Origin of the sequence: Pseudomonas wenzhouensis (assembly GCF_021029445.1) — a bacterium.
Lineage (GTDB): Bacteria > Pseudomonadota > Gammaproteobacteria > Pseudomonadales > Pseudomonadaceae > Aquipseudomonas > Aquipseudomonas wenzhouensis.
The window spans coordinates 2041621-2066112 of sequence record NZ_CP072610.1 but is presented as its reverse complement, the minus strand read 5'-3'; the positions used below and the strand labels follow the sequence as shown (position 1 = coordinate 2066112).

General features: G+C 62.2%; 21 protein-coding genes and 2 pseudogenes. 6 read left to right on the top strand and 17 right to left on the bottom strand.

The window, feature by feature from the left end:
* Window positions 1–176: 176 nt before the first annotated feature.
* The 10 genes and pseudogenes from J7655_RS09530 to J7655_RS09485 form a co-directional block, all read right to left on the bottom strand.
* Entirely contained in the window at window positions 177–1448 is a 1272-nt protein-coding gene (locus tag J7655_RS09530) for an MFS transporter (RefSeq protein WP_230927542.1), read from the bottom strand.
* 196 nt (window positions 1449–1644) lie between these two features.
* Window positions 1645–1890 (bottom strand): hypothetical protein, encoded by a 246-nt coding sequence (locus tag J7655_RS09525; RefSeq protein WP_230927541.1) that lies wholly within the window; start codon window positions 1888–1890, stop codon window positions 1645–1647.
* Window positions 1891–1927: 37 nt separating this feature from the next.
* Window positions 1928–3175 carry a M24 family metallopeptidase gene (locus J7655_RS09520; protein WP_230927540.1) on the bottom strand — a complete coding sequence of 416 codons (1248 nt, stop codon included), beginning with the start codon at window positions 3173–3175 and terminating at the stop codon, window positions 1928–1930.
* Window positions 3176–3262: 87 nt separating this feature from the next.
* Window positions 3263–3634 carry an ethanolamine utilization protein EutQ gene (locus J7655_RS09515; RefSeq protein WP_045735386.1) on the bottom strand — a complete coding sequence of 124 codons (372 nt, stop codon included), beginning with the start codon at window positions 3632–3634 and terminating at the stop codon, window positions 3263–3265.
* Entirely contained in the window at window positions 3631–4959 is a 1329-nt protein-coding gene (locus J7655_RS09510) for an NAD(P)/FAD-dependent oxidoreductase (RefSeq protein ID WP_230927539.1), read from the bottom strand. Before J7655_RS09510 ends, J7655_RS09515 begins: the two co-directional genes overlap by 4 nt.
* A gap of 10 nt (window positions 4960–4969) precedes the next feature.
* Window positions 4970–6223 carry an FAD-dependent oxidoreductase gene (locus J7655_RS09505; RefSeq protein WP_230927706.1) on the bottom strand — a complete coding sequence of 418 codons (1254 nt, stop codon included), beginning with the start codon at window positions 6221–6223 and terminating at the stop codon, window positions 4970–4972.
* Window positions 6212–6376: pseudogene (locus J7655_RS09500) on the bottom strand (rubredoxin); the annotation flags it as partial. The pseudogene J7655_RS09500 and the gene J7655_RS09505, both read right to left, overlap by 12 nt.
* Before the next feature lie 5 nt (window positions 6377–6381).
* Entirely contained in the window at window positions 6382–7827 is a 1446-nt protein-coding gene (locus J7655_RS09495; RefSeq protein WP_230927538.1) for an aldehyde dehydrogenase family protein, read from the bottom strand.
* Between the two features lie 10 nt (window positions 7828–7837).
* A complete protein-coding gene (locus J7655_RS09490) occupies window positions 7838–9028 on the bottom strand; it encodes an aromatic ring-hydroxylating oxygenase subunit alpha (protein WP_230927537.1) in 1191 nt (396 codons plus the stop codon).
* A gap of 414 nt (window positions 9029–9442) precedes the next feature.
* Window positions 9443–10369 (bottom strand): LysR substrate-binding domain-containing protein, encoded by a 927-nt coding sequence (locus J7655_RS09485; RefSeq protein ID WP_230927536.1) that lies wholly within the window; start codon window positions 10367–10369, stop codon window positions 9443–9445.
* A gap of 240 nt (window positions 10370–10609) precedes the next feature.
* Between J7655_RS09485 and dusA the strand changes: the two genes are divergently transcribed.
* Together dusA and tal are read left to right on the top strand one after the other, a co-directional pair.
* Window positions 10610–11611, top strand: a complete 1002-nt coding sequence (gene dusA / locus J7655_RS09480) for a tRNA dihydrouridine(20/20a) synthase DusA (RefSeq protein ID WP_230927535.1) — start codon at window positions 10610–10612, stop codon at window positions 11609–11611.
* A gap of 284 nt (window positions 11612–11895) precedes the next feature.
* A complete protein-coding gene (gene tal / locus J7655_RS09475; protein WP_230927534.1) occupies window positions 11896–12822 on the top strand; it encodes a transaldolase in 927 nt (308 codons plus the stop codon).
* A 130-nt stretch (window positions 12823–12952) separates the two neighbouring features.
* Here tal and rssC read toward each other — a convergent pair whose 3' ends face one another.
* Window positions 12953–13435 (bottom strand): anti-sigma factor antagonist RssC, encoded by a 483-nt coding sequence (rssC, locus tag J7655_RS09470; protein ID WP_230927705.1) that lies wholly within the window; start codon window positions 13433–13435, stop codon window positions 12953–12955.
* A gap of 8 nt (window positions 13436–13443) precedes the next feature.
* Window positions 13444–14628 carry a two-component system response regulator RssB gene (gene rssB, locus J7655_RS09465; protein WP_230927533.1) on the bottom strand — a complete coding sequence of 395 codons (1185 nt, stop codon included), beginning with the start codon at window positions 14626–14628 and terminating at the stop codon, window positions 13444–13446.
* Between the two features lie 212 nt (window positions 14629–14840).
* Between rssB and J7655_RS09460 the strand changes: the two genes are divergently transcribed.
* Window positions 14841–15140, top strand: a complete 300-nt coding sequence (locus tag J7655_RS09460; protein ID WP_230927532.1) for a PilZ domain-containing protein — start codon at window positions 14841–14843, stop codon at window positions 15138–15140.
* Between the two features lie 134 nt (window positions 15141–15274).
* Here the strand turns inward: J7655_RS09460 and J7655_RS09455 are convergent.
* Window positions 15275–16700: pseudogene (locus J7655_RS09455) on the bottom strand (IS1182 family transposase).
* Between the two features lie 109 nt (window positions 16701–16809).
* Window positions 16810–17514, bottom strand: a complete 705-nt coding sequence (locus tag J7655_RS09450) for an MlaA family lipoprotein (protein ID WP_230927531.1) — start codon at window positions 17512–17514, stop codon at window positions 16810–16812.
* A 103-nt stretch (window positions 17515–17617) separates the two neighbouring features.
* Here J7655_RS09450 and J7655_RS09445 point away from each other — a divergent pair, with 103 nt between their 5' ends.
* The 3 genes from J7655_RS09445 to J7655_RS09435 all read left to right on the top strand — a co-directional run bounded on the left by J7655_RS09445 (window position 17618) and on the right by J7655_RS09435 (window position 19182).
* Entirely contained in the window at window positions 17618–18028 is a 411-nt protein-coding gene (locus J7655_RS09445; RefSeq protein ID WP_230927530.1) for an acyl-CoA thioesterase, read from the top strand.
* A gap of 51 nt (window positions 18029–18079) precedes the next feature.
* On the top strand, window positions 18080–18796 hold the full coding sequence (locus J7655_RS09440) for an HAD superfamily inactivated hydrolase PcrP (RefSeq protein WP_230927529.1): 717 nt from the start codon (window positions 18080–18082) through the stop codon (window positions 18794–18796).
* A gap of 119 nt (window positions 18797–18915) precedes the next feature.
* Window positions 18916–19182, top strand: coding sequence for a DUF4404 family protein (locus J7655_RS09435; RefSeq protein ID WP_230927528.1), 267 nt, complete (start codon window positions 18916–18918; stop codon window positions 19180–19182).
* A 187-nt stretch (window positions 19183–19369) separates the two neighbouring features.
* Here the strand turns inward: J7655_RS09435 and queF are convergent, their stop codons facing one another.
* The 3 genes from queF to J7655_RS09420 all read right to left on the bottom strand — a co-directional run bounded on the left by queF (window position 19370) and on the right by J7655_RS09420 (window position 24457).
* Window positions 19370–20200 carry an NADPH-dependent 7-cyano-7-deazaguanine reductase QueF gene (gene queF, locus J7655_RS09430; RefSeq protein WP_230927527.1) on the bottom strand — a complete coding sequence of 277 codons (831 nt, stop codon included), beginning with the start codon at window positions 20198–20200 and terminating at the stop codon, window positions 19370–19372.
* Window positions 20201–20369: 169 nt separating this feature from the next.
* Window positions 20370–23438: an efflux RND transporter permease subunit gene (locus tag J7655_RS09425; RefSeq protein WP_230927526.1), complete on the bottom strand. Its 3069-nt coding sequence runs from the start codon at window positions 23436–23438 to the stop codon at window positions 20370–20372.
* Window positions 23435–24457 (bottom strand): efflux RND transporter periplasmic adaptor subunit, encoded by a 1023-nt coding sequence (locus J7655_RS09420; RefSeq protein WP_230927525.1) that lies wholly within the window; start codon window positions 24455–24457, stop codon window positions 23435–23437. Before J7655_RS09420 ends, J7655_RS09425 begins: the two co-directional genes overlap by 4 nt.
* Between the last annotated feature and the right edge of the window lie 35 nt (window positions 24458–24492).

Sequence of the window (24492 nt, the reverse complement as noted above, 5' to 3'; positions counted from 1 at the left end):
CATTTAATCTGCGTGATTTATGACTTTTAATCATCAATCAACACGATCACTCAGGGCGCCACTAGAAAGCCTCAAAGCCATATTTCACGGTCGCTGGCGAGCCATCAGGCAGGCGTCTTCCTGCCCGGTGCTCTGGCTGAGCTTTGCGCATCCATTCGCAGGTAGAGATGGATCGTTCAGAGCCTCTGGCTGGGTGCCTCCTCGAGTCGCTCCTCCACGCTGACCGCTGGTTCGATAACCGCAGCCAGGGTCGTGCAGGCAAGGGCATTGGGTGTGGCCTGATGCTGCAGCGGCGCATCTTCCTGCAGGTGCTTGCCGGTCACGCGCCCTTGCCCCACGGCAACCGCCAATACCGCCGCGCTGATGGCAAAGAACAGATAGAGGCTGGAGGGGCCGAAATGCCCCATCAGCGCACCGGCCAGCAGCGGGCCTATGCAGGCTCCCACACCGAAGGTGGCGAGCAACAAGCCCGCCAGTGACACGCGCAGACGCGGCTCCATGTTGTCGTTGGCCAGGGCCACGCCCAGCGGGTACAGGCAGAACTGCAGGAAACCGATGCAAGCGCTGAACAGCAGCAGCACGCCGAACGACAGGCCCTGATAGAACGCCAGCGGCAGGCAGGTCAGTATCAGCAACGCCGCCACACCGCAAATCAGGCTGGCGCGTGGCAGGCGATCCGACAGCCAGCCCAGTGGTAGTTGTGCAAGCAGCCCAGCCGCAATCGCCAGGGCCATGAACTGGCCCACTTCCACCGTGCTCAGGCCCTGTCGGCTGGCATAGATCGATGACAAGCCATAGAAACCACCGTTGATCATCCCCGAGATCAGTACGGTGAACAGCGACTGCGGCACCCGTTGCAAAAACAGGCGCAGGTCGATCGGCTCGGAGTCCGGTAAGGTCGGATGGGTACTGCGGGTCAGCGCCACCGGCACCTGGCTCAGGGTGAAGGCGATGACCACGCCGAGTAGCGCATGCAGGCCTAGATTGCCGTCGATGCTCAGCGCCAGTTGACCGAGCATCATGCCGACGTAGGCCGCGACCATGTATATGCCCAGTACCCTGCCGCGCTGATCGCTCTGCGCGCAGTCGTTGAGCCAGCTCTCCACCACCATCAGCTGGCACATCATCGCCACGCCGACGACAAAACGCAGCAACAGCCAGAGCGGTAATGCCTCACTGAAGGCATGTGTCAGCACCGCCGCGCAGATGATGCCGGAGCAGGCCACGTAGGTACGGATGTGACCGACACGGCCGATCAGCACCTGGCCGACTTTGCCGCCGACCACCATGCCCAGGGCATTGGCTGCCATCAGCGCGCCGCCCCAGAATTCGGCGACGCCGCCGGCAGTCAGGCGCAGCGCCAGATAGGTCATCAGCAGGGTCGAGCCGAGCTGCATCAGCAGGCTGGCCAGATAGAGTGCAGCGAACGCCTGGGTCAATCCGAGCAATTGCTCACCCCTTTATCAACGACAACCACCACGCCTGAGCCGGGCGCGCAGCAAAACGGGACCATCGGTAATCCTTCCAGCGGGCGAACCCGATGCCGATGTTCGGCGAGATCTCGTGGCTGATCCCCAGCGCGACGAACTTCAGAACGATGGTGATCGACCAATTGCACCGGGCCTTTCCCGGAAACGACCTGGCTCATCGCTCGCCCCGACTGTTCCAGGCCGCACCGACACCCTTGTCGCAGGCCGTGGCGAACACGCCCGGCTGCAGCTCGCTAAAGCAATGGCTGAATGGCACATCGCCCCACTGCGGGCAGCGCACCTGGAAAGCCTTGCGATGGTCGGTGCGTACCGAATCGCGCATGGCGCCGCTGAGGCTCTTGCCGTACGTGGGCACGTGCTTGCAGGTATTACGGGTGATCAGACGGCGATTCTGGGTCATGTGCACCGTGGTGTCCCCTTCCTGTGGCCCACCCCAATCACAGCCAGTCCGTTTGCCACGGGTAGCGCGACAAGGCTTCACAGCCGTTGGCGGTGATCAGTACCTGCTGCTCCAGCTTGATGCCCTCCTTGCCACCCTGCTCGCCGATATAGCTTTCCACGCAGAGCACCATGTTTTCCTCGAATACGCCGTCGTAGCCGCCGCTGACCCAGTCGGCGCCCTTATGCGCCAGCGCCGGGTACTCGTCGACCAGGCCGACGCCGTGCACGACGCAGCAATAACGGTTGTGCCAATAGGCCGGCGGAATGTCCCAGGATTGCTCGACGAACTCGCGGTGACTCAAGCCCGGACGCAGCAGCGCCATATTGTGCTGTACCTGTTCATGGGCCAGACGATAAAGCTTGCGCTGCTCGGCGCTGGGAGCAACGTGACCGACAGTCCAGGCTCGAGAGATGTCGGCGCAGTAACCGTATGGGCCGATCAGGTCGGTGTCGAAGCAGACGATCTCACCTTTCTGCATCACCCGGTCGCTGGACTCCTGCATCCAGGGATTGGTACGCGGCCCTGAGGCCAGCAGGCGGGTTTCGATCCATTCACCACCGTGGCGCACGTTCTCGTAGTGCAGCCAGGCCCACAGCTCGTTCTCGGTCATGCCGGGGCGCAGTTCATCGTGCATGCGCTGGATGCCGCGCTCGCACACGGCGATGGTCCAGCGCATCAATTCCAACTCCTCGGGGGATTTGATCCGCCGGGCCTGCTCCATCAGGCTGTGCCCTTCTATCAGCGTCAGGCCAGCCTCGCGCAGCAGGTCGAGGCCCTCCAGGTCGGCCTTGTCCACCGCCAGGCGCACCTTGTCGCCGGCATGCCGACGAATCACCGTCTGTATATCGTCGGCCCAGGCCAGCACCTTCTCGCCGATGCGCGAGCCGGCACCGAAATAGCTCCAGTTGATCGCTTGGCGTATCTCGTCGAGCAGCTCGTTGCCCTCGTGCAGGTGCTCGCAATTGTGGAACTCGAACAGCACCACAGGCCCATCGGCGAATACCAGCGCATAGCGGGCGTAGTTATGCAGCGTCCACACCTGCATGTTGGAGGTGTCGGTGGCGTAGCGGATGTTCACCGGGTCATACAGCAGTATGGCCGCGCAATCGGCGGCCTTGAGTTGCTGACGCACTCGCTGCAAACGATAGCCGCGAGCAGCCCTGTGGGTCTCGCCGCTGACCGGATTGCGCAGTGGCTGCGTGGCGACCTCGTCGGCTAGATACTTATTCTTGTTTTCGAACATGGCTAGACTTCCTGAGGGATGAAAGTGGACGCCGCCGGAGCCTGAGTGCTCCATCTGCGCGCAGAACCATCGGCAACGCTCCCCTGGCTAAGCCAGACCATGCCGTTGCTTCCAGTCACCCGGATGGACCACATAACCGAACAGCGCATGTCCGCCGTAGACCAACTCGGTGCCTTCGGGAATCCACAGCAGTTGCCCTGGCTTAACGCGATACAGCTCGCCGTTGGCCTTGAGCTCGAAGCAGCCCTCGATCACGAAGATCACCTCGTCATACAGCAGGGTCCAGGCCACCTCGGCGCCCTCCCAGCGAGCGAAGCCGATGCCGATATTCGGCGAGATCTCGTTGCTGATCGCCCGCGCCACGAAGGCTGCGCCGGGCGGTCCGCCGCGCGGGAGGAACTCCAGATCATGGTGATCGACCAGCAGCACCGGGCCCTTCCCGGAAACGGCCTGGTTCATAATTCGCTCCGACTGTTCCAGGCCGCCAGGCGAATGCGCGAACGCACGCCCAAACCGAGGAACGGCTCCGGAGGATTGAGCGACGGCATGCCGGTGACCGCCTGGATATCGCGCAACTGCGCCGAATCGCTGCCCACCGCCATTTCCGCCAGCAGCGTGCCGGAGATGGTGCCCCAGGCCGCGCCGACGCCGTTGTCGCAGGCCGAGGCGAACACGCCCGGCTCCAGCTCGCCGAAGAAGTTGGTGAAGTTGCGCGAGATCGCGTAAACGCCACCCCAGGTGTGGCTGAACGGTACATCGGCCAGTTGCGGGAAGCGCGCCAGGAAGGCCTTGCGATGATCGGCGCGCACCGACTCGCGCATGCCGTCGCTGGTGCTCTTGCCGTACTTGGGCACGTGCTTGTAGGTGTTACGGATGATCAGGCGGCGATCCTGAGTCATGCGCACCGTGGTGCCAGCGTGATCGGCCGGGGTCAGGCCCCAGTCGAGCTGACCGCCGTAGGCCGCCAGCTCGGCATCGCTCAGCGGACGCGTCCAACTGGCGAAGGTCATCACCGGCAGCAGGCGGTTGCGCAGGTAACCGAACTCCTGGGTGAAGATGCTGGTGCCGAGCAGCAACTGCTCGGTGCGAATCGTGCCCTGACTGCCCTGCAGCAGCCAGCCGCCGTGACCGTCGCGTTGCAGACCGGTGATGGGCGACTCCTCCAGCAGCTCGACGTTGTCCGGCAGCGAACGTGCCAGCCCAGTGACCAACGCCGCCGGCTGCATCAGGTAGCAACCTGGAGTGAAGATCGCGCGGCTGTAATAGTCATTGCCCAGCACCTGCGCCAGCTCGTCGCGCTCGACCAGGCGGAAGGGTTCGCCAAGGTTCGTCAGCAACTGCTCGAAGTGCTGCAGATACGCCAGGCCGCGCTGGCCCACGGCGCCCTGATACTTGCCGGCATGCGACCATTGGCAGTCGATGCCGTGACTCTCGATCAACCCCTGCAGCTGGGCGATGGCAGCGCGGTTGAGCGACAGCAGACGCTGTTTGTGTGCCGGGTCGGGATGTTCCAGGGCGAACTTGTGCGGCAGGTCGATGACGAAACCGGAGTTGCGTCCGGAAGCGCCCTGGCCAACACGCTGGGCGTCGACCAGGATGATGCGTTTGTCCGGCAGCAACTCGCCAAGGCGGCGCGCAGCGGCCAGGCCGGCGAAACCGGCGCCGATCACTGCGTAGTCGGCGCGTTGCTCGCCGTGCAGGCGCTTGCAAGCGGGTTGCTGCGGCAGTGCGGCGTACCAGCCGCAACTGCTGTCGTCATGGGGCAGATTGATTTGCTTGCTCATGTGCGTGCCCTCAGGCCACTGATCGTTGTGCGTTCTGGCAGCTTTGCAGCCAGCTGTTGCGTTGGGTCTGTGCCTGTCGTCCGAGCAGGACGAAGCCGCACGCCAGCCCCTGAGCATCGTAGAAACCGGCGCTCAGACCATCGGCGCTCGGTGTGCAGCGCCACTCACCGGCGGTGCCAGGTGCCGGCGCCAACAGGCACAGCGGCGCGGCCGGGGTTTTCACCGTCACCGGCATCAGCGGATAGCTCACCGCCGTCGGCTGGCCGAGCAAGGTCTTGCTCAGCGCGGCGATGCCCTGGTTGATTGGCGCCAGATAAGGCAGCAATTGCCCATCGACCTCGATGCAGTCACCCAGCGCGTAGATGCCCGGCTGCGAGCTTTGCAGCTGAGCATCGACCTGAATCCCACGGCCCACGGCCAGCCCGGCACACTTGGCCAGGCCCAGATTGGGCTGCAGGCCGACGGCCGAGAGCACCAGATCGGCCTCCAGGCTTTCGCCATTGGCCAGGGTCAGGCAGTAGCCCTGCTCCAGCGCATTGACGCGGCGCAGGGTGTTCTGCAAGTGCCAGCTGACGCCCAGCGCGGCCAGCGCACTTTGCAGATGTTGCCCAGCTTCGGCCGGCAGCAGGCGCTCCATCGGCCATTTACCGAGGCCGATGACGCTGACCTGGAAACCGCTGGCCGCCAGGTCGTTGGCGAACTCGCAGCCGATCAGGCCGTCGCCGAGAATCGCCACGCGTCGCACGCCGACCAGGCGTTCGCGGAAGCTGCGGTAGTCATGCAGATTGTTGACGCTGATCAGCGCGTCGCTGGCCCCTTCGATGGGCAGGCGAATCGGCGCCGCACCGCTGGCCAGCACCAACTGTCCGTACTCCATCTCACCGATATTGGTGTGCAGGCGCCGCGCCGTGGTGTCGATGCGCTCCACCGTGCAATGCGGGTAGACACGAATCTTCAGGCGCTTCTCGATGGCCAGCGCCGACTCACCGGCCAGCGCGTCGGCGCTCTTGCCCTGAGCCAGGCCGATGGACAGCGCCGGCTTGGAATACAGGTGCCCGGATTCCTGAGTCAGCACACGTATTTCTACCTCGGCATCGGCGCGGCGCAGGGCCTGGGCCAGGCCATAACCGGCATAACCGCTGCCGATGATGACGATGGGCTGACGCACGTCGGCCGCCAGCGCCTGCAGCGGTTGCGGCGGCACCGGCAGCGGCGTGCTGAGCGGCGCTGCGGCGGCAGCGACGACCGGGCTGATATCGAGCATCTCGAAATCTTCCTTGCCGACTTTGCATTCCGGGCACTTCCAGTCCGCCGGTACGTCTTCCCAACGGGTGCCAGCGACAATGCCGTCGTCCGGCCAGCCCAGGGCCTCGTCGTAGATGAGGCCGCAAACCACACACAGCCAGGTCTTGAACATTGCGCTCACTCCCCCGCCACGCGAATGGCGATGTTCTTGGTGCGTACGTAGCTGTACAGCGCTTCCTGGCCCTTCTCGCGGCCGAAGCCTGACAGGCCAACACCGCCGAACGGCGTTTCGATGCCACCGGCATACCACTCATTGACGAATACCTGGCCAGCGCGCAGGCGCCGCACGCAGCGCATGGCGCGGCTGATGTCCTGAGTGAAGACGCCGGCGACCAGACCGAAATCGGTGCCATTGGCAATCTCGATGGCCTGCTCTTCACTGTCGAAGGGGATGACCGCCAGCACTGGGCCGAACACCTCTTCCTGGGCGATGCACATGTCCGCGCGCACATCGCGAAATACTGTCGGGCGCATGAAGTGCCCGGCCAGTTCGCTATGAGCCTCGCCACCGGTGGCCAGTACCGTGCCTTCATCGACTGCGCGCCGACACAGGGTTTCGATTCCAGCAAGTTGAGCAGCACTGACCACCGGGGTGAGGTCCGGGTTGTCCTGACCGAGGCCGACGCTGAGCCCTTCGGCCAGCTCGACCACCGCCTGGACGATGTCTTCGTAGATCTCGCGCTGCACCAGCAGGCGCGACATGGCCGAGCAGACCTGCCCGGCATTGAAGAAGATGCCGTTCTTGACACTGGCCAGTAGTTGCTTGCGGTCGACGTCGGCGAAGGCGATGGCGGCCGACTTGCCGCCCAACTCCATGACGCTGGGAATGGCGTTGGCGGCCGCATCACGGAGGATCGACTGGCCGGTGGGCACCGAGCCGGTGAAGACGATCTGGTCGACCTTGGCGCTGCTCACCAGATGCGCCCCGACCTCGCGACCGCGGCCGCAGATCAGGTTGATCGCCCCCTGCGGCAAGCCAGCCTTGACGATGGCGCGTACCAGCACGCACATGCCCAGCGGCGACAGCTCCGGCGACTTGATCACCACCGCGTTGCCGGCAGCCAGCGCCGGCGCCAGGGAACGCGCGCAGATGGACACCGGAAAATTCCACGGCACGATCTGCGCCGATACGCCCATGGGGTCGTAAACGGTGAAGTCCATGTAACCGTTGCCCAGCGGGATCGAGGTGCCCTCGATCTTGTCCGCCATACCGGCGTAGTACTCGAAGTAGCGCGCGGCTTCGATGAACTCATCGCGGGCATCGTTGATGCTCTTGCCATTTTCCTGGCACAGCACCCAGGCGCCCTCATCCGCCACCGCTCGGATTTCCTCGGCGATACGCAGCAACCAGCTGACCCGTTGCGCCGGGCGGGCGCGGGTCAGCTCACCGTTGTCGGCGCAGCGACGCGCCGCCAGCAGCGCGCGCTCGGCGTCTTCGACGGTGGCCTGGGCAATGGTCGCCAGCGGCTCGGCAGTACCGGGGTTGTTTACGCTCAGGTGCTGGGCGCTATCGACCCAGGCACCATCGATGTAATTGAGCCAGTGAGAGGCGATCGGATACATGACGGCCTCCTCAGGCGTTCTGCGCGATGGTCAGCAACTTGCGCGCGGCCCACTGGTGGAAGTAGTGCGTCGGAATGTCCATCTCCGGGGAGAACGCGCCGCCGCCGTAACCCGGCGAATGACGGCCCTTCTGCATGCCTTCGACCGAGGCGATGTCCTCGGCGAACACCACTTTCCACGATTCCAGAATGGCGTTGCGGCAGGCGGCGTACTCGTCGCTCAGTGCCTCGTCACCGACATAGAACAGGCGCAGGTGCTCGATGGTACGACCCGGTGCGACCGGTTCCAGCTGCATGGCGAAGGCGTGGTCGGCCTGGATGCCCAGCAGCACGTTGGGGAAGAAAGCCACGTACTCGGCGTTGCGCAGGCGGTCCTGCGGCCAGCTGGGGAACTGCGGCAGGTGGGTGCCGGCAACGTCGGAGAGGTTGTAGGCGTAGCTGCCCTGGCCGGCGAACTGCTCGTCGAACAGGATGTTGTAGTGATCTTCCAGGCGCGAGTATGTGTTCAGGCTCGGGTGCACCCACGGCAAGTGGTACGCCTCGCAGTAGTTCTCCACGGCCAGCTTCCAGTTGCAGGCGATGTCCAACGTGGTCGAGTCCATGTTGGCGCGGCGGCGCATCAGGCTCATGCCGTCATCACCGAGGAACTGGCTCCAGCGCGCGGTCAGCGGCGCCAGCATCTCTTCCAGCGGCTGCGCGTCGCCAGACAGGTTGACGAACACCATGTCCATCCAGATGGCGCTGCGGATGGCCTTGAGGCCGTGCTTCTCGCAGGCGAAACGCTCGTCCTTGTGCTTTTCGATGCCGCCCACGTGCGGCGTGCCCTTGAGGCCGCCATTGAGGTCGTAGGTCCAGGAGTGGTAGGGGCAGCGAATCACGCCCTGCACGGTGCCGGCCTCTTCCACCAGCTTCATGCCACGGTGGCTGCAGACGTTGTGGAACACCTGCACCAGGCCTTCGCGGTTGCGCATCAGCAGCAGCGGCAGGCCCATGAAGTCGACCGGTTTTACCGAGCCGTTCTGGCTGAGGTCGCTGGCGAAGCCGACACAGGCCCAGGTCTTGCCCATGATCTGGTCGCGTTCGAGCTCGAACAGCTTCTGGTCGGTATAGAACTCGTTGGACAGGCCGGTAGCTTGGTGGATCGGCGCGAGTACGGTTTCCAGCTGGTGCACTGGGATTTGCTGAGAAGTGGCTTGAGTCATTGTTGTTATCCCCTGCAAGGCACGGTGGTGGTGATTGGCAGTCGCTACGGCGCTGCTCGTTGGTCACCAGTGTCGAAAAGCAGGGGATTGTTCGACAAACGATTTTTTGCACTGATATTTATGATAAAAAATCATAAATAAAGGGAATGGCGGGTGAATAAACCCAGTGAATTCGCGGGCTGATGCATGTTGTTAACTCATCGACTCATGACGAGAAATGGTTTGTCCGACGTTGCCGCCGGTGCCATCTTGCCGCCACTGCGCAACGCTCTGCAGGCACTTGCCAACCCGGCAAGCGCTGCCTGCTGCGCAGCGGTTCTACGCCAACAGCCGCGAAACCACCCTTCTCACTGATTGCCCACGCTGGGGCAACGTACGAGCTGCCTCAGGCCAAAAGCCTGCGGCAGCCTCGTTTCAACCTGCCTGAACCTCATCACCGGGCTCGCTGGTGACCTGCTCCATCAACCAGTTGCGAAAGCGCTGCACGCTCTGCCGACTGCTGCGCCCGACGGGCTCGAGCAAGCAGAACTGCGCATCGGTGTGCAGCGTGACATCGATGGGCCGCACCAATGCCCCGGTCTGCAAATAGTTGTCGACCAGGTTCGACCAGGCCAGCGCAATACCCTGCCCGCTCAACGCCGACTGGATCAGCATCGAATAGCTGTTGATATTGATTCGGTGCCGCGGCTCGCGCGCCTTGTAGCCCAAGCGCTGGAACCACTCCGGCCAGCTGATCCAGTCACGCTGCGGGTCTTCCAGCCACAGCCAGGTGCCGGTGGCCAGCTGCGCCGGGTCGCAGAAATCCGGGTGCTTGGCCAGGTAGCCAGGGCTGCACACGGGGAACACTTCTTCAGCGAACAGCGGCGTCACCTGCATGTTCTTCGGCGGCGTACGGCAGTAGTACAGCGCCAGATCGCAGTCCAGGCGGGAGAAATCCTTGACGTGGTCATAGGCGATGATGCGCAGGTCCACTTCTTCGTTGTCACGCTGGAACTCGGCGACCCGCGGCAACAGCCAGAGCGAGGCCATGGCGGTACTGGTCACCACCGTGACCTGTTGCGCGCCACGCCAATGACGAATCTCGCCAGTGGCATGGGCCAACTGCAGCAGGGACTCACGCACCGTGTCGTAGTAGTGGCTGCCGGTCGGGCTGAGGTTGATCTCGCGGGTCGTGCGCTCGAACAGGGTCTTGCCGAGGTAGTCCTCGAGCAGACGAACCTGCCGGCTGATCGCACCCTGGGTAACGTTCAGTTCCTTGGCCGCGAGGGTGAAACTCAGGTTTCGCGCGGCTGACTCGAACGCCACCAGGCTGTTGAGTGGAGGCAGAGGTTGAATCTTCATGCAGGCAATTCACGCAGGCGTTGTTGTTATTTGGCCGCTGTCTGGAGAGCGACTCGACCTAAAGCATGCAGCTTGTAGCGTTAAACCGATACGCGTCGCGAGAGAAAAGTCACAGCTCTGGTAGACTTGCACGCCGCTGCCAGCAGTTGCGCCACTGCGCGACGGATACCAGTAGAACAGCGCCGCGCCAGAGTTTCTTGCCTGAAAACCCCGTCAACACGTCAGAACGCGTCATCCCACATGTCTTTAGAAAATGCTGTAGCCACGCCGTCCGCCCTCTCCCGCCGCTTTTCCGTTGCCCCGATGATGGATTGGACTGACCGCCATTGCCGGTACTTTCTCCGTCAGCTGTCGCGCCATGCCCTGCTCTACACCGAGATGGTCACCACCGGTGCGCTGATTCATGGCGACCGCGAGCGTTTCCTGCGTTACAGCGAGTGCGAACACCCGATTGCCCTGCAGTTGGGCGGCAGCAACCCGCAAGACCTGGCGGCCTGCGCGAAAATGGCCGAAGCACACGGCTATGACGAGGTGAACCTGAACGTTGGCTGCCCCAGCGACCGCGTGCAAAACAACATGATTGGCGCCTGCCTGATGGGCCACCCGGCGCTGGTAGCCGACTGCGTGAAGGCCATGCAGGACGCCGTGGACATCCCGGTGACGGTCAAGCACCGCATTGGCATCAATGGCCGCGACAGCTATGCCGAGCTGTGCGATTTCGTCGGCCAGGTGCGCGATGCCGGTTGCCGCAGCTTCACCGTGCATGCGCGCATCGCCATCCTCGAAGGCCTGTCGCCGAAGGAAAACCGTGAGATTCCGCCGCTGCGCTACGACGTCGCCGCTCAACTCAAGCAGGACTTTCCCGACCTCGAGATCATCCTCAATGGCGGCATCAAGACGCTGGAAGAATGCGAGCAGCACCTGCAGACCTTCGACGGCGTGATGCTCGGTCGCGAGGCCTATCACAACCCCTATCTGCTGGCGCAGGTGGACAGCCGCCTGTTTGGCAGCGTGGACGCCGGCACCACCCGCATGGACGCCCTGCTCGCACTCAAACCCTACGTCGAGCAACACCTGCGCGAAGGCGGCACCTTGCATCATGTCAGCCGCCACGTACTCGGCCTGGCCCAGGGCTTCCCCGGTGCACGGCGCTTCCGCCAGTTGCTGTCGGTGGACATCCACAAGGTTCAGGATCCGCTGGGGCTGCTCGATCAGGCCGCCGAACTGCTACGCGGGCATTAATCCGGCGCACTGAGGCGATAGTGGCCGCGTCCCATGCCCGCAGCCACTGTCGACACTGACCGCGCTGCCGATGCGGCTGCAACTGAACAAGCAGTCGGAGTCGAGCGAACGCTGACAGACGCATTCCAGATACTGCGGCACGTGCCGTTATACGTTATGGGTCAAGACGAATGAACCCGAGAAAAGCGCAGCCCTGAATCGCTAAATATTGTCAGTGATCCGACCGTTGAGCGCCCGCTGCGCCTCGGGTAAGGTCATGCCATCTGTAACGACAAGGCTACGTCATGACCTCCAAGCTGGAACAACTCAAGCAGTTCACCACCGTAGTCGCCGATACCGGCGACCTCGACGCCATCGCCCGCCTGCAACCCGTGGATGCCACCACCAATCCTTCGCTGCTGCTCAAGGCCGCCGCCCTACCCCGTTACGCCGACCTGCTGAACCAGGCCATGAGCGCCGGTCAGGGCGATCTGGGTCTGGCCTGCGATCATTTCGGGGTTGCCGTCGGCCAGGAGATTCTCAAGGTCATTCCCGGACGCATCTCCACGGAGGTCGATGCGCGCCTGTCGTTCGACACCGACGCGACCCTGCGCCGCGCAGAACGCCTGATCGGCCTGTATGAAAAGGCCGGTATCGGTCGCGACCGCGTGCTGATCAAGATCGCCTCCACTTGGGAAGGCATCCGCGCCGCCGAGCAGCTGGAAAAAGCCGGCGTGCAGACCAACCTGACCCTGTTGTTCGCCTTCGCCCAAGCGCAGGCCTGCGCCGATGCCGGTGTATTCCTCATATCTCCGTTCGTGGGGCGCATCTACGATTGGTACAAGAAAGCCGAGGGCCGCGATTTCGCCGGCAGCGAAGATCCGGGCGTGCAATCGGTCACGCGTATCTATGACTACTACAAGGCCAACGGCTACGACACCGTGGTGATGGGGGCGAGCTTCCGCAACCTCGGCCAGATCGAAGCACTGGCCGGCTGCGACCGGCTGACCATCAGCCCCGACCTGCTGCAGAAGCTGGCCGAGGACGATGGCCAACTAAGTCGTCAGCTACAGCCCGGCGCAAGCGGCGAGCCTCGCCAAAGCCTCGACGAAGGAGCCTTCCGCTGGGCCCTGAATGAGGATGCCATGGCCACCGAGAAACTGGCCGAGGGCATCCGTTTGTTCGCCCGTGACCAGGAAAAACTCGAAGCCCTGCTGGCCGCCAAGGCCTGAATGACAAAGGGGCGTCAGCTTGGCTGACGCCCCTTTTCATTGCGAACTCGAAGGTAGGGTGCGCTGTGCGCACCCGGGATTTTCTCGGCAGATATCAGTGCGCACAGCGCACCCTACGCAATGCACTCGATCAGTGCCGCTCGAGTGCGCTGACCAGATCGCGAAAGGCTTCGCGATTGGAATCGTTGAGCCCCATGAGGATACGGTGCGCTTCCAGCACCTTGGCCTTGACCACTTCCTCAGATTGATCCTGAGACGGCAAATCGTCCAGGCAATCCGGGCACGGAACCGGCCGGTCGACGATGTTGAACACCTGATCGAAGCCCATGGATTCCAGCAGGCGCGTGATGTCGTCGTGCGTGGTAACCAAGGTCGGCAGCAAGCCCACCTTCTGCCGAGACAGAATGGACAGTTTCGCCAGCAAGCCCAGGGTGGTGCTGTCGATGCTGCGGGTTTCGGTCAGGTCGATGACGATGGCCGAAAAATTCAACGCGGTGAAAATCTTTTCAATCGTGGCATCCAGTGCTGAACACAGGGTCAGACGGACTTCACCGACGAACTTCAGGACGAAGGTTCCATCCTGCTCGGCAAATTGGATGCGACCGGGGCTAATCCCAGGATTCATGCAAGGTTCCTGCTCAACACCAGCAAGGCGATATCATCCGGCATCTCGCCCAGATTGGCCAGACCGAGAACTTGACGCAAACCGATCAGCGTACCGCCAGCCTGGCTAACCAGTTGTGGCAACGCCAGTTCCTTTTCTTTCAGGGTGTCGCCTGGCAACAGATCGAGAATGCCGTCCGAGAGCAGGGTCAGGCTAAAGGACGCCGGCAAGTCCATGAGCAAATCACCGTATTCGGCCTCTTCGAACAGGCCAACCGGTAAACCGCGACCTTGCAGATACCGCGCCTGTCCGTTCTCGAACAGCACCGGCAGTGGCAGATGCCCGCCAATGCTGTAAGTCAGCGTGCCCTTTGCCTGATCGATGACACCACCGAGCATGGTCACGTGCTTGCCCAGCTTGCAATTGATCAGCCCGCGATTGATATGCCCGAGCACGTCAGAAGGCTTGAATTCCGGCAGCGTACCGCCGCGCCGCCACTCATAGAGCAAGCGCGTGGTCATGAACTTCAGCAGCACGGTGACGAACGCCGAGGACGCGCCATGCCCGGAAACATCGGCCAGGTAAAAAGCGATACGCCGCTCATCGATACGGAAGTAGTCGACGAAGTCACCAGACAGGTACAGAGACGGGATAATCTGGTGTGCAAAGCTGAGGTCATCGACCTGCCAGGGCGTCTCCGGGAGCATGTTCATCTGCACCTGGCGACCGGCGTTCTGGTCTTCCTGCAGGAGATGCAGGCTCGCCTGCAACTCACGGTTGGCGGTTTCCAGCTTCTCGCGATAGCGCTGGTTCTCGACGCGCAGGCGCGAGCGATCCAGCGCACGACGCACCGAATGCTCCAGCACGGCAAGGTCTTCGAGTGGTTTGATCAGGTAGTCGGCAGCCCCCAGGCGCAATGCCTCGACGGCATCGTTCATCACCCCGGCACCGGAGAGGACGATCACCGGCACCTCCACGCCCAGAGCATTGATACGCCGAATCAGCTCAAGACCATCGACCTGAGGCATGCGCAAGTCACAGATCATCAGCTCCGGACTTTCCTGCTGGAACACTTCCAGCCCCTGCAAACCGTTGTTGGCCTGCAACACCTTGAAGCCACTGTCTTCGAGATAGGCCGCGAGGCTTGCACGCACGACATCGTCGTCGTCGATGATCAGCAAAGTGGCACTGGTTTTGTGCATGGGATATCCAGGCAAACTGCGCCGGGGCAATTAATGATCACTGCCCGTGGCGCGGCACCTCATCAGGGTGCCAGGGCGATTTCAGGGGCAGACGGTACTCCCATCTGCCGCCCGATTCAAGCTGGAACCGGTCGTCGCCCGGCGGCTTTACAGGTCAAATCGGCGGGAGTTATAAGGGCCGCAGGACAGCTCATAAGAAGAGGACAGGGTCGATGAGTCAGAATGATCGAGCGTACAGCGAGAAGCGCGACTACATCCGCATGCGATTGGAAACTGCAGTCATCCTCCATCATGCTGGCCAGGAAATTCCTGCACTGTGCCTGGATCTGTCGAGCACTGGCATGCAGATCGAGGCTGAAGTCGCACTGAGCACCGGCGACAAGGTCAAGGTTCACATCCCCTCGGAACACAGTGAACTGGCAGGCCTGGATGCCCATGCGGAGGTGGTTCGGATCAGTGATCTTGGCGATGGCCGACAATCACTGGGCCTGGCGATCATTTCCATGAGCTGACATCAGCATTTACGAAAAAGCCGCCTGTTCCAGGCTGTGTGAAAACGCTCTGAACTGAACCGGTTCAATACAAACGCCTCGATTGATTCGGGGCGTCTGTGTTTTTACTGATGCAATGATGCAAAGTGCAGCGTTCAGGTCAGTAGCTCGATCATGCGGCGCGCCCCGAGTACCGAAATAGCACGTTTGAGGTTGTAGGCTTGCACGGCCATCGCCATCTCAGCTCTCACCCCGCTGAAATGGCGCACTAGAAAACGACCGTTGCCCAGAATCCATTGTTTGAGATTGCCAAAAGGGTGCTCGACGATTGCTCGTCGCCGTCCCATCATCTCAGGGTGAGTTTCGAGTCGTTTCTCCATCCGCGCGAACGCCTCTTCGTTGGGATGGCGGCTGATATGACGCCGTTGGGCCTGTGTGCACTTGGCTTTTAATGGGCAGTTCCCGCAGTCCTCGGCACGGGCTGCGTAAAGGCGAGTGCCACGATTGAGCTGTTTCAGCGACAGGGTCTTACCCGCAGGACATTGGAAACTGTCGGTCGCAGGATCGTAAGTGAAGTCCTGACGCACAAACAGCGTGCCGCCGCCCTGGTTGTTGGGCGCGCGATTCACGGGGACGAAAGCCGTAATGCCCGCTTCTTCGCAGGCCTGAAACTGCGCCCCGTTGGAATAACCTGCATCAGCCGTGACGGTCAGCTCAGGCTGCTGCAGAACCGCCTGAGTCGCTTTGGCCATCGGCTCCAACTGCTGGTTGTCGGTGCAGTCACTGGTCACTTCGTGATGCACGATCAGGCCATGCTCGGCATCGACAGCGCTCTGCACGTTGTAGGCCACGCAAGGGCTCTTGCCGGAGCAGCGCATCTTCTTGGCATCCGCTTCGCCTTCGACGAACTGTTCCAGGCCCTGCGCCTCCATCAGCGCTTTTACGGTCAAGTTATCGGCATGGCGATCCTGTAGCTGGCGTAGCGCCTGTTTCACCGCTGCCCGGTCAATCGTCTCTTGCGCGTCTTGTGCATCACCCTCATCAAGCTGGGCCAGGTACTGGGCAATGTGTTTTTCCAGCTTCGCTTGTTGACGCTTGAGCTTCTCCACGCTCAGGTGCTTGCGCAGCGAAGCTACCGCTTGGAACTTGCTGCCATCGATGGCCACCAGCTCCCCACTTGATCAAGCTCGCCTGGCGACAGAACTGGACGAAAGCCTTGCAAGTCGCCTGAAAGGCCATGCTGTTGTCTTTGCGAAAATCCGCGATGGTCTTGAAGTCCGGCGCCAGACGACCCAGCAACCACATCACCTCGATATTGCGCTGGCACTCCGCCTCCAATCGACGAGAGGAGCGAATGCGCTGGAAGTAGCCATATAGGTATAGCTTGAGCAAATCAGCTGGATCGTAGCCAGGGCGCCCAGTCTTGAGCGGCTCAGCCTTGCTGAACCCCAGTACCTTCAGATCCAGACGAGCCACATAGGCCTCGATGACTCGAACTAGATGATCCTCAGGAACCAGCTCTTCCAATGTCGGCGGAAACAGGCTGCTTTGTTGCCGATCTTCACCTTGGATATAGCCCATAAACGACAATGCCCCTATCGACCGATAGAGGCATTGTCTTCACCTTGCACTCAGACTGCTAGGTTTTCACACAGTCTGCCAGGGCCGCCTTTTTCACATTTCTCAGGGCTTAGAAATCGTCTTCCACCTGCCCGTCCCTGACCTTGAACTCGCGGTTCTGCAGGTAGGCATTGCGGATGAAGATGTACTTGTCGCCACTGATCAGGCGCTCGGCCTGCAACAGCTTGGCGCGAGTATCGACGATCTGAACGCCACGGGTGACATTACGGGTCGGGACATGATCCATGTACCCATAGGGAGCCAGAAAGCTGTCCGGGATGCGCCCACCGGCATCACGCACGGTGCTCGGGCCGAGGAATGGAATCACCAGGTAAGGACCGCTGTTTAGGCCCCAGACACCGAGGGTCTGACCAAAGTCTTCGTCGTTCTTGCGCAAACCCATATGCTTGGCCACGTCGAAAAAGCCCAACAGGCCGAAGGTGGTGTTGAAGATCAGGCGCCCGGTATCGACACCTGCGTTGTGCAGCTTGCCCTGCAGCAGGTTGTTGGCCAGGTTGCCAACATCGCCGATATTGCCGAAGACGTTATGCACGCCATCTTCGAGAAACTGCGGGGTAACCGCGCGATAACCCTGCGCGATCGGCTTCAGCGCATAGGTATCAACGGTATCGTTGAAACGGAAGATGGGGCGATTGAAACTTTCCCAGGGATCGTCTTCCGAAGCGGCCTGACTCATCGCAGGCAGCAGGCTCAGGCCGACGAGGGCCATCAGGCCACTCAGACGCGCGATCCAGCGAGCACCGATCACATGCATTTAAATCTCTCCTTGAGGAATCAATATGGCCACCGCCAGCGGGCCGAATGCCGCGTAGTATAAAGCCTGGAGCCCTGATTGGGCAGCATAGCGAAGAAAAGCGATGACCGAGAAAATCCTGCTGCACACGGCACATATCAGCGTACGCTGGGGCGACATGGACAGCTACGAGCACGTCAACAACATCATTTACATGCAGTATCTGGAAGAAGCGCGTATTGCCTGGTTCGAGCAGATTGGCGTGCCGATGAGCAACGTACCCTTCGGCCCGGTGGTCCTGCAAACCCAACATACCTACCTGAAACCAGTGGTTCACCCGGCCACCGTGGTAGTGGAGCTGAGGGCCGGCGCGGCGGGACGCAGCAGCCTGGTGATCGAACACCGACTGACCACGAGCGAAGACCCGCATACGCTCTACGGCGAGGGTTACTGCAAACTGGTGTGGATCGATTATCAAAGCGGCCGATCGGTGGCCCTGCCGGAGCATGTACGCACCCCGTTCAACGTCATCTAACGGTCACCCTCGAGCATTAGATTGGCCTAGACCAATGCCACGGATGATCCCATGCCCGCCCCCTGCACTGCCCTGATCTTTCAACTGTCCGGCTGCCTGGTCGACTTCGGCGCCCGCTTGCTGCCCGGCACCCTGCAACGGCTGCATCCCCGCGACACCACTGCGAGCCTGGCGGCTACCCCGCAACAGGCACTTGACGCCTGGCTCGGTAAGCCGGCAAGCGCAGCACAGCTGCAAGCGCTGCTGCAGGCAATGAGCGAGGTCGCCGGCGAGCATGCCGAGTTGACTCCCGGTGCTGCACAGTTGCTGCACACCCTGCATGCCACCGGCATGTCCTGCGCCTGGCTGGATAACCTGCCCGCTGATACCAGCCTGCGCCTGGCAGAAGCGTTGCCCACCACCATCGAAGCGGTACTGATGCGTCAGGCCAGGCCATGGCCTGCGCCAGACAGTTGCTGGCAGGCATTGAGCCAACTGAAGGTCGAGCGCCTCGATGGCTGCGTAGTCGTCAGCGCGAATCCCCTGCTGCTACAAGCCGGACTCAATGCCGGCTGCTGGACCATCGGCCTGGCCGCTAGCGGGCCACTGTGCGGCTACAGCCTGGCCGAGTGGCAGACACTGGGTACGAGCGCACAGGAGCATTTGCGCGCCAGGGCCACGCTGCAACTCTATCGCCTGGGCGTGCATTCGGTCGTCGATCACCTCGGGGAAATCGAGGCCAGCCTGGATGATATCGGCGTACGCCGCAGCAAGGGCGAAAAGCCCTGAGCCATTGACTCGAATCAGGCAAAGCCGCCCCGCATGGATTAACCTTCAGCTACGGGATTGAAAACTTCCGGCCATGCCGGGAGTCACTGCCTATGCCGATTCCATAAGGAGAAAACGCTATGCCCGCAAGTGACCTGCAGCAGCAATTGGAAGCCCTCCATCAACATCTGGCTCAGGACACCCCGCTCAGCGAGGAAGAACGCGCATCGCTTTACCTGCTGACTCAGGAAATCGAAGTACAACTGGCACGCGAAGCCGCAGCAGCACCTGATGCAACGCTGGTCGATGGCGTCAATCTGGCAGTGGAGCGCTTCGAAGCCAGCCATCCCACGCTTGCCGGCACCCTGCGCAACATCATGCAGAGCCTGGCCAATATGGGCATCTGAATGCCCTGCTCCGGTTCAGACCTGGCGTTTCACGCCGCCTAGCCAATGCCTCCTGGCCAAGCGTCGACGCATCGAAGGTGTAGCAGCGGCGCCCCGCCGCGAACCAGGGCGTAGCTGACGGGAAAAGCCTCGCCCCGGGGCGGGGCTCCTACAATGGCCGCATTGTCCAAGCGGCATTTTTCACGGATCACTGCCGCGCCAGGCGGCAATTTTCCAGCGTGATCGCCCCAGTGCTGCGGTAAGGGTTGATATCCAGCCCGCCGCGACGCACGTAGCGCGCGTAGACGGTCAGCGACTGCGGCTGCAGCAGGCGCTGCAGATCGAGGAAGATGCGCTCGACGCACTGCTCGTGAAAATCGGCGTGCTGGCGAAAGCTCACCAGATACGCCAGCAGGCTGGCATGATCCAGCGCCGCACCGCGGTACTCGACGACCAGGCTGCCCCAGTCCGGCTGGCCAGTGACCGGGCAGTTGGACTTGAGCAGATGGCTGTGCAGACGCTCCTGCACCACACGACCGGCGTCGCAACGCAGCAACTCGGGCTGCGGGTGATCGTACTGGCTGACGCTGATATCCAGCTCATCGATGCACTGACCGGGTAGTGTCGCCACTCCTTCCTCGGAAACCTCAGCCAGAGAGCGCAGACGCACCGCCACTGGCTTGCCGGCCACCGCTGACAAATCACGCACCAGCGTCGCCTGTACCTCATCCCAAGAGGTGAAAACCGACTGATTCAGCGAGTTGAGATAGAGCTTGAACGACTTCGACTCGATGATGTTCGGCGAGTCAGCCGGGATGGCGAACTCACCGATGGCCACTACCGGCTTGCCGGACGGCAGCAGCCAGGACAACTCGTAGCAGTTCCAGTAGTCCACCCCCTGATACGGCAGACTGGTGCCATCCAGGCCCAGCTCCGCCCACTTGGTAGTGCGCGAGATGGGAAACAGCAGCTCGGGGCTGTACTCGGCGATGTACTGGCTGGACTTGCCCAGCGGGGAGTGTTCGGCAGGGTGCTGCATGGCGCGCAATCCAGAGTGGCGAAAAACCGCGCGAGTTTAGCGGGTTGGCCGTCCTACTGCACCCGCCGACCGAAGCTGAACGGTAATCCATGGGAGGGGCTTTCAGCTCGGGCATCCTGCATCCCGGCAGTCGTAGACGCGACTGCCGCCAAAGCCCCTCCTGGAGGATTCAGACCGCCACCGGCTCCTCCTCGATCTTGCGCAGTGGCGCCCAGCGGCGCAGCAGCAGGTACAGCGTCGGGATCACATACAGGGTGAAGAAAGTCCCGACTATGAGCCCGCCAACGATCACCAGGCCGATCTGCTGACGACTTTCCGCACCAGCGCCGGTGGCGATGGCCAGCGGCAACGAACCCAACACCATGGCGCCGGTGGTCATCAGGATCGGCCGCAGGCGCTGCACCGACGCCTCGATCACCGCATCGCGCAGCGCCTTGCCCTCACGCAACAGATGGTTGGCGAACTCGACGATGAGGATGCCGTGCTTGGTGATCAGGCCGATCAGGGTCACCAAACCAATCTGCGAATAGATATTCCAGGTGCCACCGAACAGCTTCAGCGCCAGCAAGGCACCGGCCATCGACAGCGGCACGCTGAAGAGGATGATCAGCGGATCGCTGAAGCTCTCGAACTGCGCCGCCAGCACCAGGAAGATGAAGGCCAGGGCCAGGGCGAAGATCAGCAGGATGCCCGAACTGGACTCCTTGAAATCACGCGACGTGCCGGTGTAGTCATACTGCGTCTCCGGCGGGAACACCTCGCGCGCCACGCTTTCCAGGTGATTGAGCGCCTCGCCCAGGGTGTAACCCGTACCGACGTTGGCGCTGATGGTCACCGCGCGCAACTGGTTGAAATGATTGAGCTCGCGCGGCGCCACGGTCTCACGCACCTCGATCAGGTTGGAGAGCTGCACCATGCCACCGTCGCGGTCACGCACGTAGACGCGATCCAGATCCTGCGGGTTGCTGCGGTCGACGTCCTGCAACTGCACCAGCACGTCATACTGCTCGCCATTCTGCTTGAAGCGGGTCACCTGACGGCTGCCGAACAGACTTTCCAGACTGCGGCCGATCACCGACACATCGGTGCCAACGGCGGCGGCCTGCTCACGGTTGACGGTAATCTGCAACTGCGGCGAGTTGAGCTTGAGGTCGCTGTCCAGGCCCTCGACCCCCGGATAGTCGCGCATGCGCTCCATCAGTTGATCGACGTAACCCTGCAGTTCGGCGTACTCCATGGACGAGCGCACGACGAAGTTGATCGGCTGGTTGCGCGCGCTCTGCCCCAGCGGCGGACGGTTGACCGGCGTGACGCGCATACCGGCAATATCCTGCAACTGCGGCAGCAACTCGTTGCGAATCTCGAACTGGTTACGCGAACGATCGCCCCAGTCCTCCAGCTTCATGAAGGAAATGCCCTGGGCCACGGTCGGAAAACCCGCAATGACCAGATAGCGATTGGTCTCGGGAATGCTTGCGTAAGCGGCCTCGACCTCCCGGGCGTAGCGCGCCGTGTAATCGATGGTGGCACCGTCCGGACCATTGAACACGCCGACGATGGTGCCGGTGTCCTCGGTTGGCGCCAGCTCGGAGCGCAAGCCGCCGAACAGCCAGGCGCACAGCACGAAAGCCCCCAGCAGTACAGCCAGCACCAGCGGCCAGGCACTCAAGGCACGATCCAGGCTGTGCTTGTAGCTGTAGGTCAGGCCGTTGAGGAAACCTTCGATCAGGTTGTACACGCGACCATGGCGCTGCTCGTGCGAGTGAGGTTTGAGCATCACCGCGCACATCATCGGCGTCAGCGTCAGGGCAACGAAACCGGAGACCAGTACCGAGCCAGCCAGGGTCCAGGCGAACTCGGTGAACAGCTTGCCGGTAGTCCCCTGCATGAAGCCGATGGGGGCGAACACGGCAGCCAGGGTCAGGGTCATGGCGATCACCGCGAAGGCGATCTCGCGGCTGCCCTTGAAGGCCGCCTGCATGGGTTTCATCCCCGCCTCGATATGGCGATGGATGTTTTCCAGCATGACGATGGCGTCGTCCACCACCAGACCGATGGCCAGCACCATGGCCAGCAGGGTCAGGGTGTTGATGGTGAAGCCCATCAGCGACATCAGGGCGAAGGCGCCGATCAGCGACACCGGAATGGTCACCAGCGGGATCAGCGTCGCGCGCAACGAGCGCAGGAAGATGAAGATGATCAGGATGACCAGCGCCACGGCTTCCCAGATGGTGGTGAAGACGTTGTCGATGGATTCGCGGATGAACTGCGAGTTGTCGTTGGCCACGGTCATGTTCATGCCGTCGGGCAACAAGGCCTGAACGTCGTCCCAGGCCGCTTCGAGCCCGTCGGAGATATCCAGCGGGTTGGCCGTGGCCTGCTTGACCAGGCCCAGGGTCACCGCCGGCAGACCGTTGAAGCGCACCACGGTGCGCTCGTCGCGCGGCCCCACTTCAGCGCGGCCAACATCGGACAGGCGCAGCAGATAGCCTTGCGAATCATCGAGAATCAGCTCGTTGAACTGCTCCGGCGTGCGCAAGTCGGTTTCCGACAGCACGCTGAACTCGCGCTCGCGCGACTCGATGCGCCCGGCCGGGATTTCCACGTTCTGCCGGCGCAAGGCATCTTCCACGTCCTGCACGGTGAGGTTGTGCGCGGCGAGTTTCTCCGGATCGAGCCAGATACGCATGGAGAAGGTACGGGCACCACGCACCTGTACTTCGGAAACACCGGGAATGGTCTGCAGGCGATCCTTGATCACCCGCTCCAGCAGGTCGGTGATCTCCATGGCACTGTGCTGCTGGCTATGGAAGGCAATCCACACCACTGGCTGGGCATCGGCCTCGACCTTCTGCACGATGGGCTCGTCGACTTCGTCGGGCAGCAGGTTACGCACCCGCCCCAGGCGGTCACGCACATCGTTGGCGGCCTCGTCGGCGCTGCGGCCAAGACGGAACTGCGCGGTGATCTGGGTGTTTTCCGCACGGCTGATGGAGGTGACGAAATCCAGCCCTTCGATACCCGACAGCACGTCTTCCACTGGCTGCGCCACCTGCGACTCCATGATCTCCGGGCTGGCACCGGGATAGGTAACCTGCACGGTGACGATGGGCACGTCGATATTGGGGTATTCACGCACATTGAGGCGGTCGTAGGCCATCAGCCCCAACAGCACCACGATCAGCGACAGGACGGTGGCGAATACCGGCCGGCGAATGCAGACGTCAGAGAGTGTCACAGCTGGCGCTCCCCACTCTTGCTGCGCACGGCCAGCCCTTCGCGTACACGCTGCCAACCGGCGCTGATAATGGTTTCGTCGCCCTGCAAACCTTCACGCACTTCGACCAAGCCGTCGAAACGCTTGCCCAGCGTCACTTCACGGCGCTCGACCTTGCCATCGACCAACAGATTGACCAGCAACTTGTCACCCTGCGGCATCACCGCCTCTTCGGGAATCACCAGCGCGTTGGGCCGTTCTTCGAGAATCACCGAGACACGCACGAACTGCCCCGGACGCAGGCGGCGGTCATCGTTGGCGATATGTGCACGGATGGCCTGGCTACGCCCGGCTTCATCCAGGCGCGGGTTGATGGCGAAGATTTCGCCACGAAAACGTTCATCCGGGTAAGTATCGAGGGTGATTTCCACGGTCTGCCCCAGGCGCACCTGAGCCACGGCCTTCTGCGGAATACGGAAATCGACCTTGAGCGGGTCGAGCACCTCCAGATTGACGATGTTCTGCCCGGCACTGAGGTAGTCGCCAACACTGGCCTGGCGCAGGCCGAGCGTGCCATCGTAGGGCGCCTTGATCTGGGTCTTGTCGAGCCGTGCCTGGGCCAGCGCCTGACTGGCACGCGCGGCCTGGAGCTGGCTTTGCGCCTCGTCCCGCGCCTGGGCGTTGCTGGCGCCACGCTGAAACAGCATCTGCGCACGCTGGTAGTTTTTCTCGGCGAGGTCGAGGTTGGCCCGAGCCTGGGCGAACTCGGCACGGGCAATGGCATCGTCAAGGCTGATCAGCAGATCACCCGCCGCTACCGCCTGACCTTCACGAAAATGCAGGGTAGCCAGGCGCCCCTCCACTTCCGGGCGGATCATCACCGACTCATCGGAACGCAGCGAACCAAAGGTAATCAGCTCGTCACGTACCTCCATCTGCCGGACTTCGACGACTTCGACCATTGGCCCTTCGGCAGCCACTGCAGGTAGCACCAGCGCCAGCGGTAACAGCCATGGAAGAGCACGCAACAGCATCGTCATGATCGCCCCCTTTTTCTTGGTAGAGGGGAAGTCTA

What these genes read in the sequence shown, in the direction of transcription:
- J7655_RS09525 (WP_230927541.1), bottom strand. Translation starts at nt 1,890, where the DNA reads ATGACCCAGAATCGCCGTCTGATCACCCGTAATACCTGCAAGCACGTG.
- J7655_RS09520 (WP_230927540.1), bottom strand. Translation starts at nt 3,175, where the DNA reads ATGTTCGAAAACAAGAATAAGTATCTAGCCGACGAGGTCGCCACGCAG.
- J7655_RS09515 (WP_045735386.1), bottom strand. Translation starts at nt 3,634, where the DNA reads ATGAACCAGGCCGTTTCCGGGAAGGGCCCGGTGCTGCTGGTCGATCAC.
- J7655_RS09510 (WP_230927539.1), bottom strand. Translation starts at nt 4,959, where the DNA reads ATGAGCAAGCAAATCAATCTGCCCCATGACGACAGCAGTTGCGGCTGG.
- J7655_RS09505 (WP_230927706.1), bottom strand. Translation starts at nt 6,223, where the DNA reads ATGCTCGATATCAGCCCGGTCGTCGCTGCCGCCGCAGCGCCGCTCAGC.
- J7655_RS09495 (WP_230927538.1), bottom strand. Translation starts at nt 7,827, where the DNA reads ATGTATCCGATCGCCTCTCACTGGCTCAATTACATCGATGGTGCCTGG.
- J7655_RS09490 (WP_230927537.1), bottom strand. Translation starts at nt 9,028, where the DNA reads ATGACTCAAGCCACTTCTCAGCAAATCCCAGTGCACCAGCTGGAAACC.
- J7655_RS09485 (WP_230927536.1), bottom strand. Translation starts at nt 10,369, where the DNA reads ATGAAGATTCAACCTCTGCCTCCACTCAACAGCCTGGTGGCGTTCGAG.
- dusA (WP_230927535.1), top strand. Translation starts at nt 10,610, where the DNA reads ATGTCTTTAGAAAATGCTGTAGCCACGCCGTCCGCCCTCTCCCGCCGC.
- tal (WP_230927534.1), top strand. Translation starts at nt 11,896, where the DNA reads ATGACCTCCAAGCTGGAACAACTCAAGCAGTTCACCACCGTAGTCGCC.
- rssB (WP_230927533.1), bottom strand. Translation starts at nt 14,628, where the DNA reads ATGCACAAAACCAGTGCCACTTTGCTGATCATCGACGACGACGATGTC.
- J7655_RS09460 (WP_230927532.1), top strand. Translation starts at nt 14,841, where the DNA reads ATGAGTCAGAATGATCGAGCGTACAGCGAGAAGCGCGACTACATCCGC.
- J7655_RS09450 (WP_230927531.1), bottom strand. Translation starts at nt 17,514, where the DNA reads ATGCATGTGATCGGTGCTCGCTGGATCGCGCGTCTGAGTGGCCTGATG.
- J7655_RS09445 (WP_230927530.1), top strand. Translation starts at nt 17,618, where the DNA reads ATGACCGAGAAAATCCTGCTGCACACGGCACATATCAGCGTACGCTGG.
- J7655_RS09440 (WP_230927529.1), top strand. Translation starts at nt 18,080, where the DNA reads ATGCCCGCCCCCTGCACTGCCCTGATCTTTCAACTGTCCGGCTGCCTG.
- J7655_RS09435 (WP_230927528.1), top strand. Translation starts at nt 18,916, where the DNA reads ATGCCCGCAAGTGACCTGCAGCAGCAATTGGAAGCCCTCCATCAACAT.
- queF (WP_230927527.1), bottom strand. Translation starts at nt 20,200, where the DNA reads ATGCAGCACCCTGCCGAACACTCCCCGCTGGGCAAGTCCAGCCAGTAC.
- J7655_RS09420 (WP_230927525.1), bottom strand. Translation starts at nt 24,457, where the DNA reads ATGACGATGCTGTTGCGTGCTCTTCCATGGCTGTTACCGCTGGCGCTG.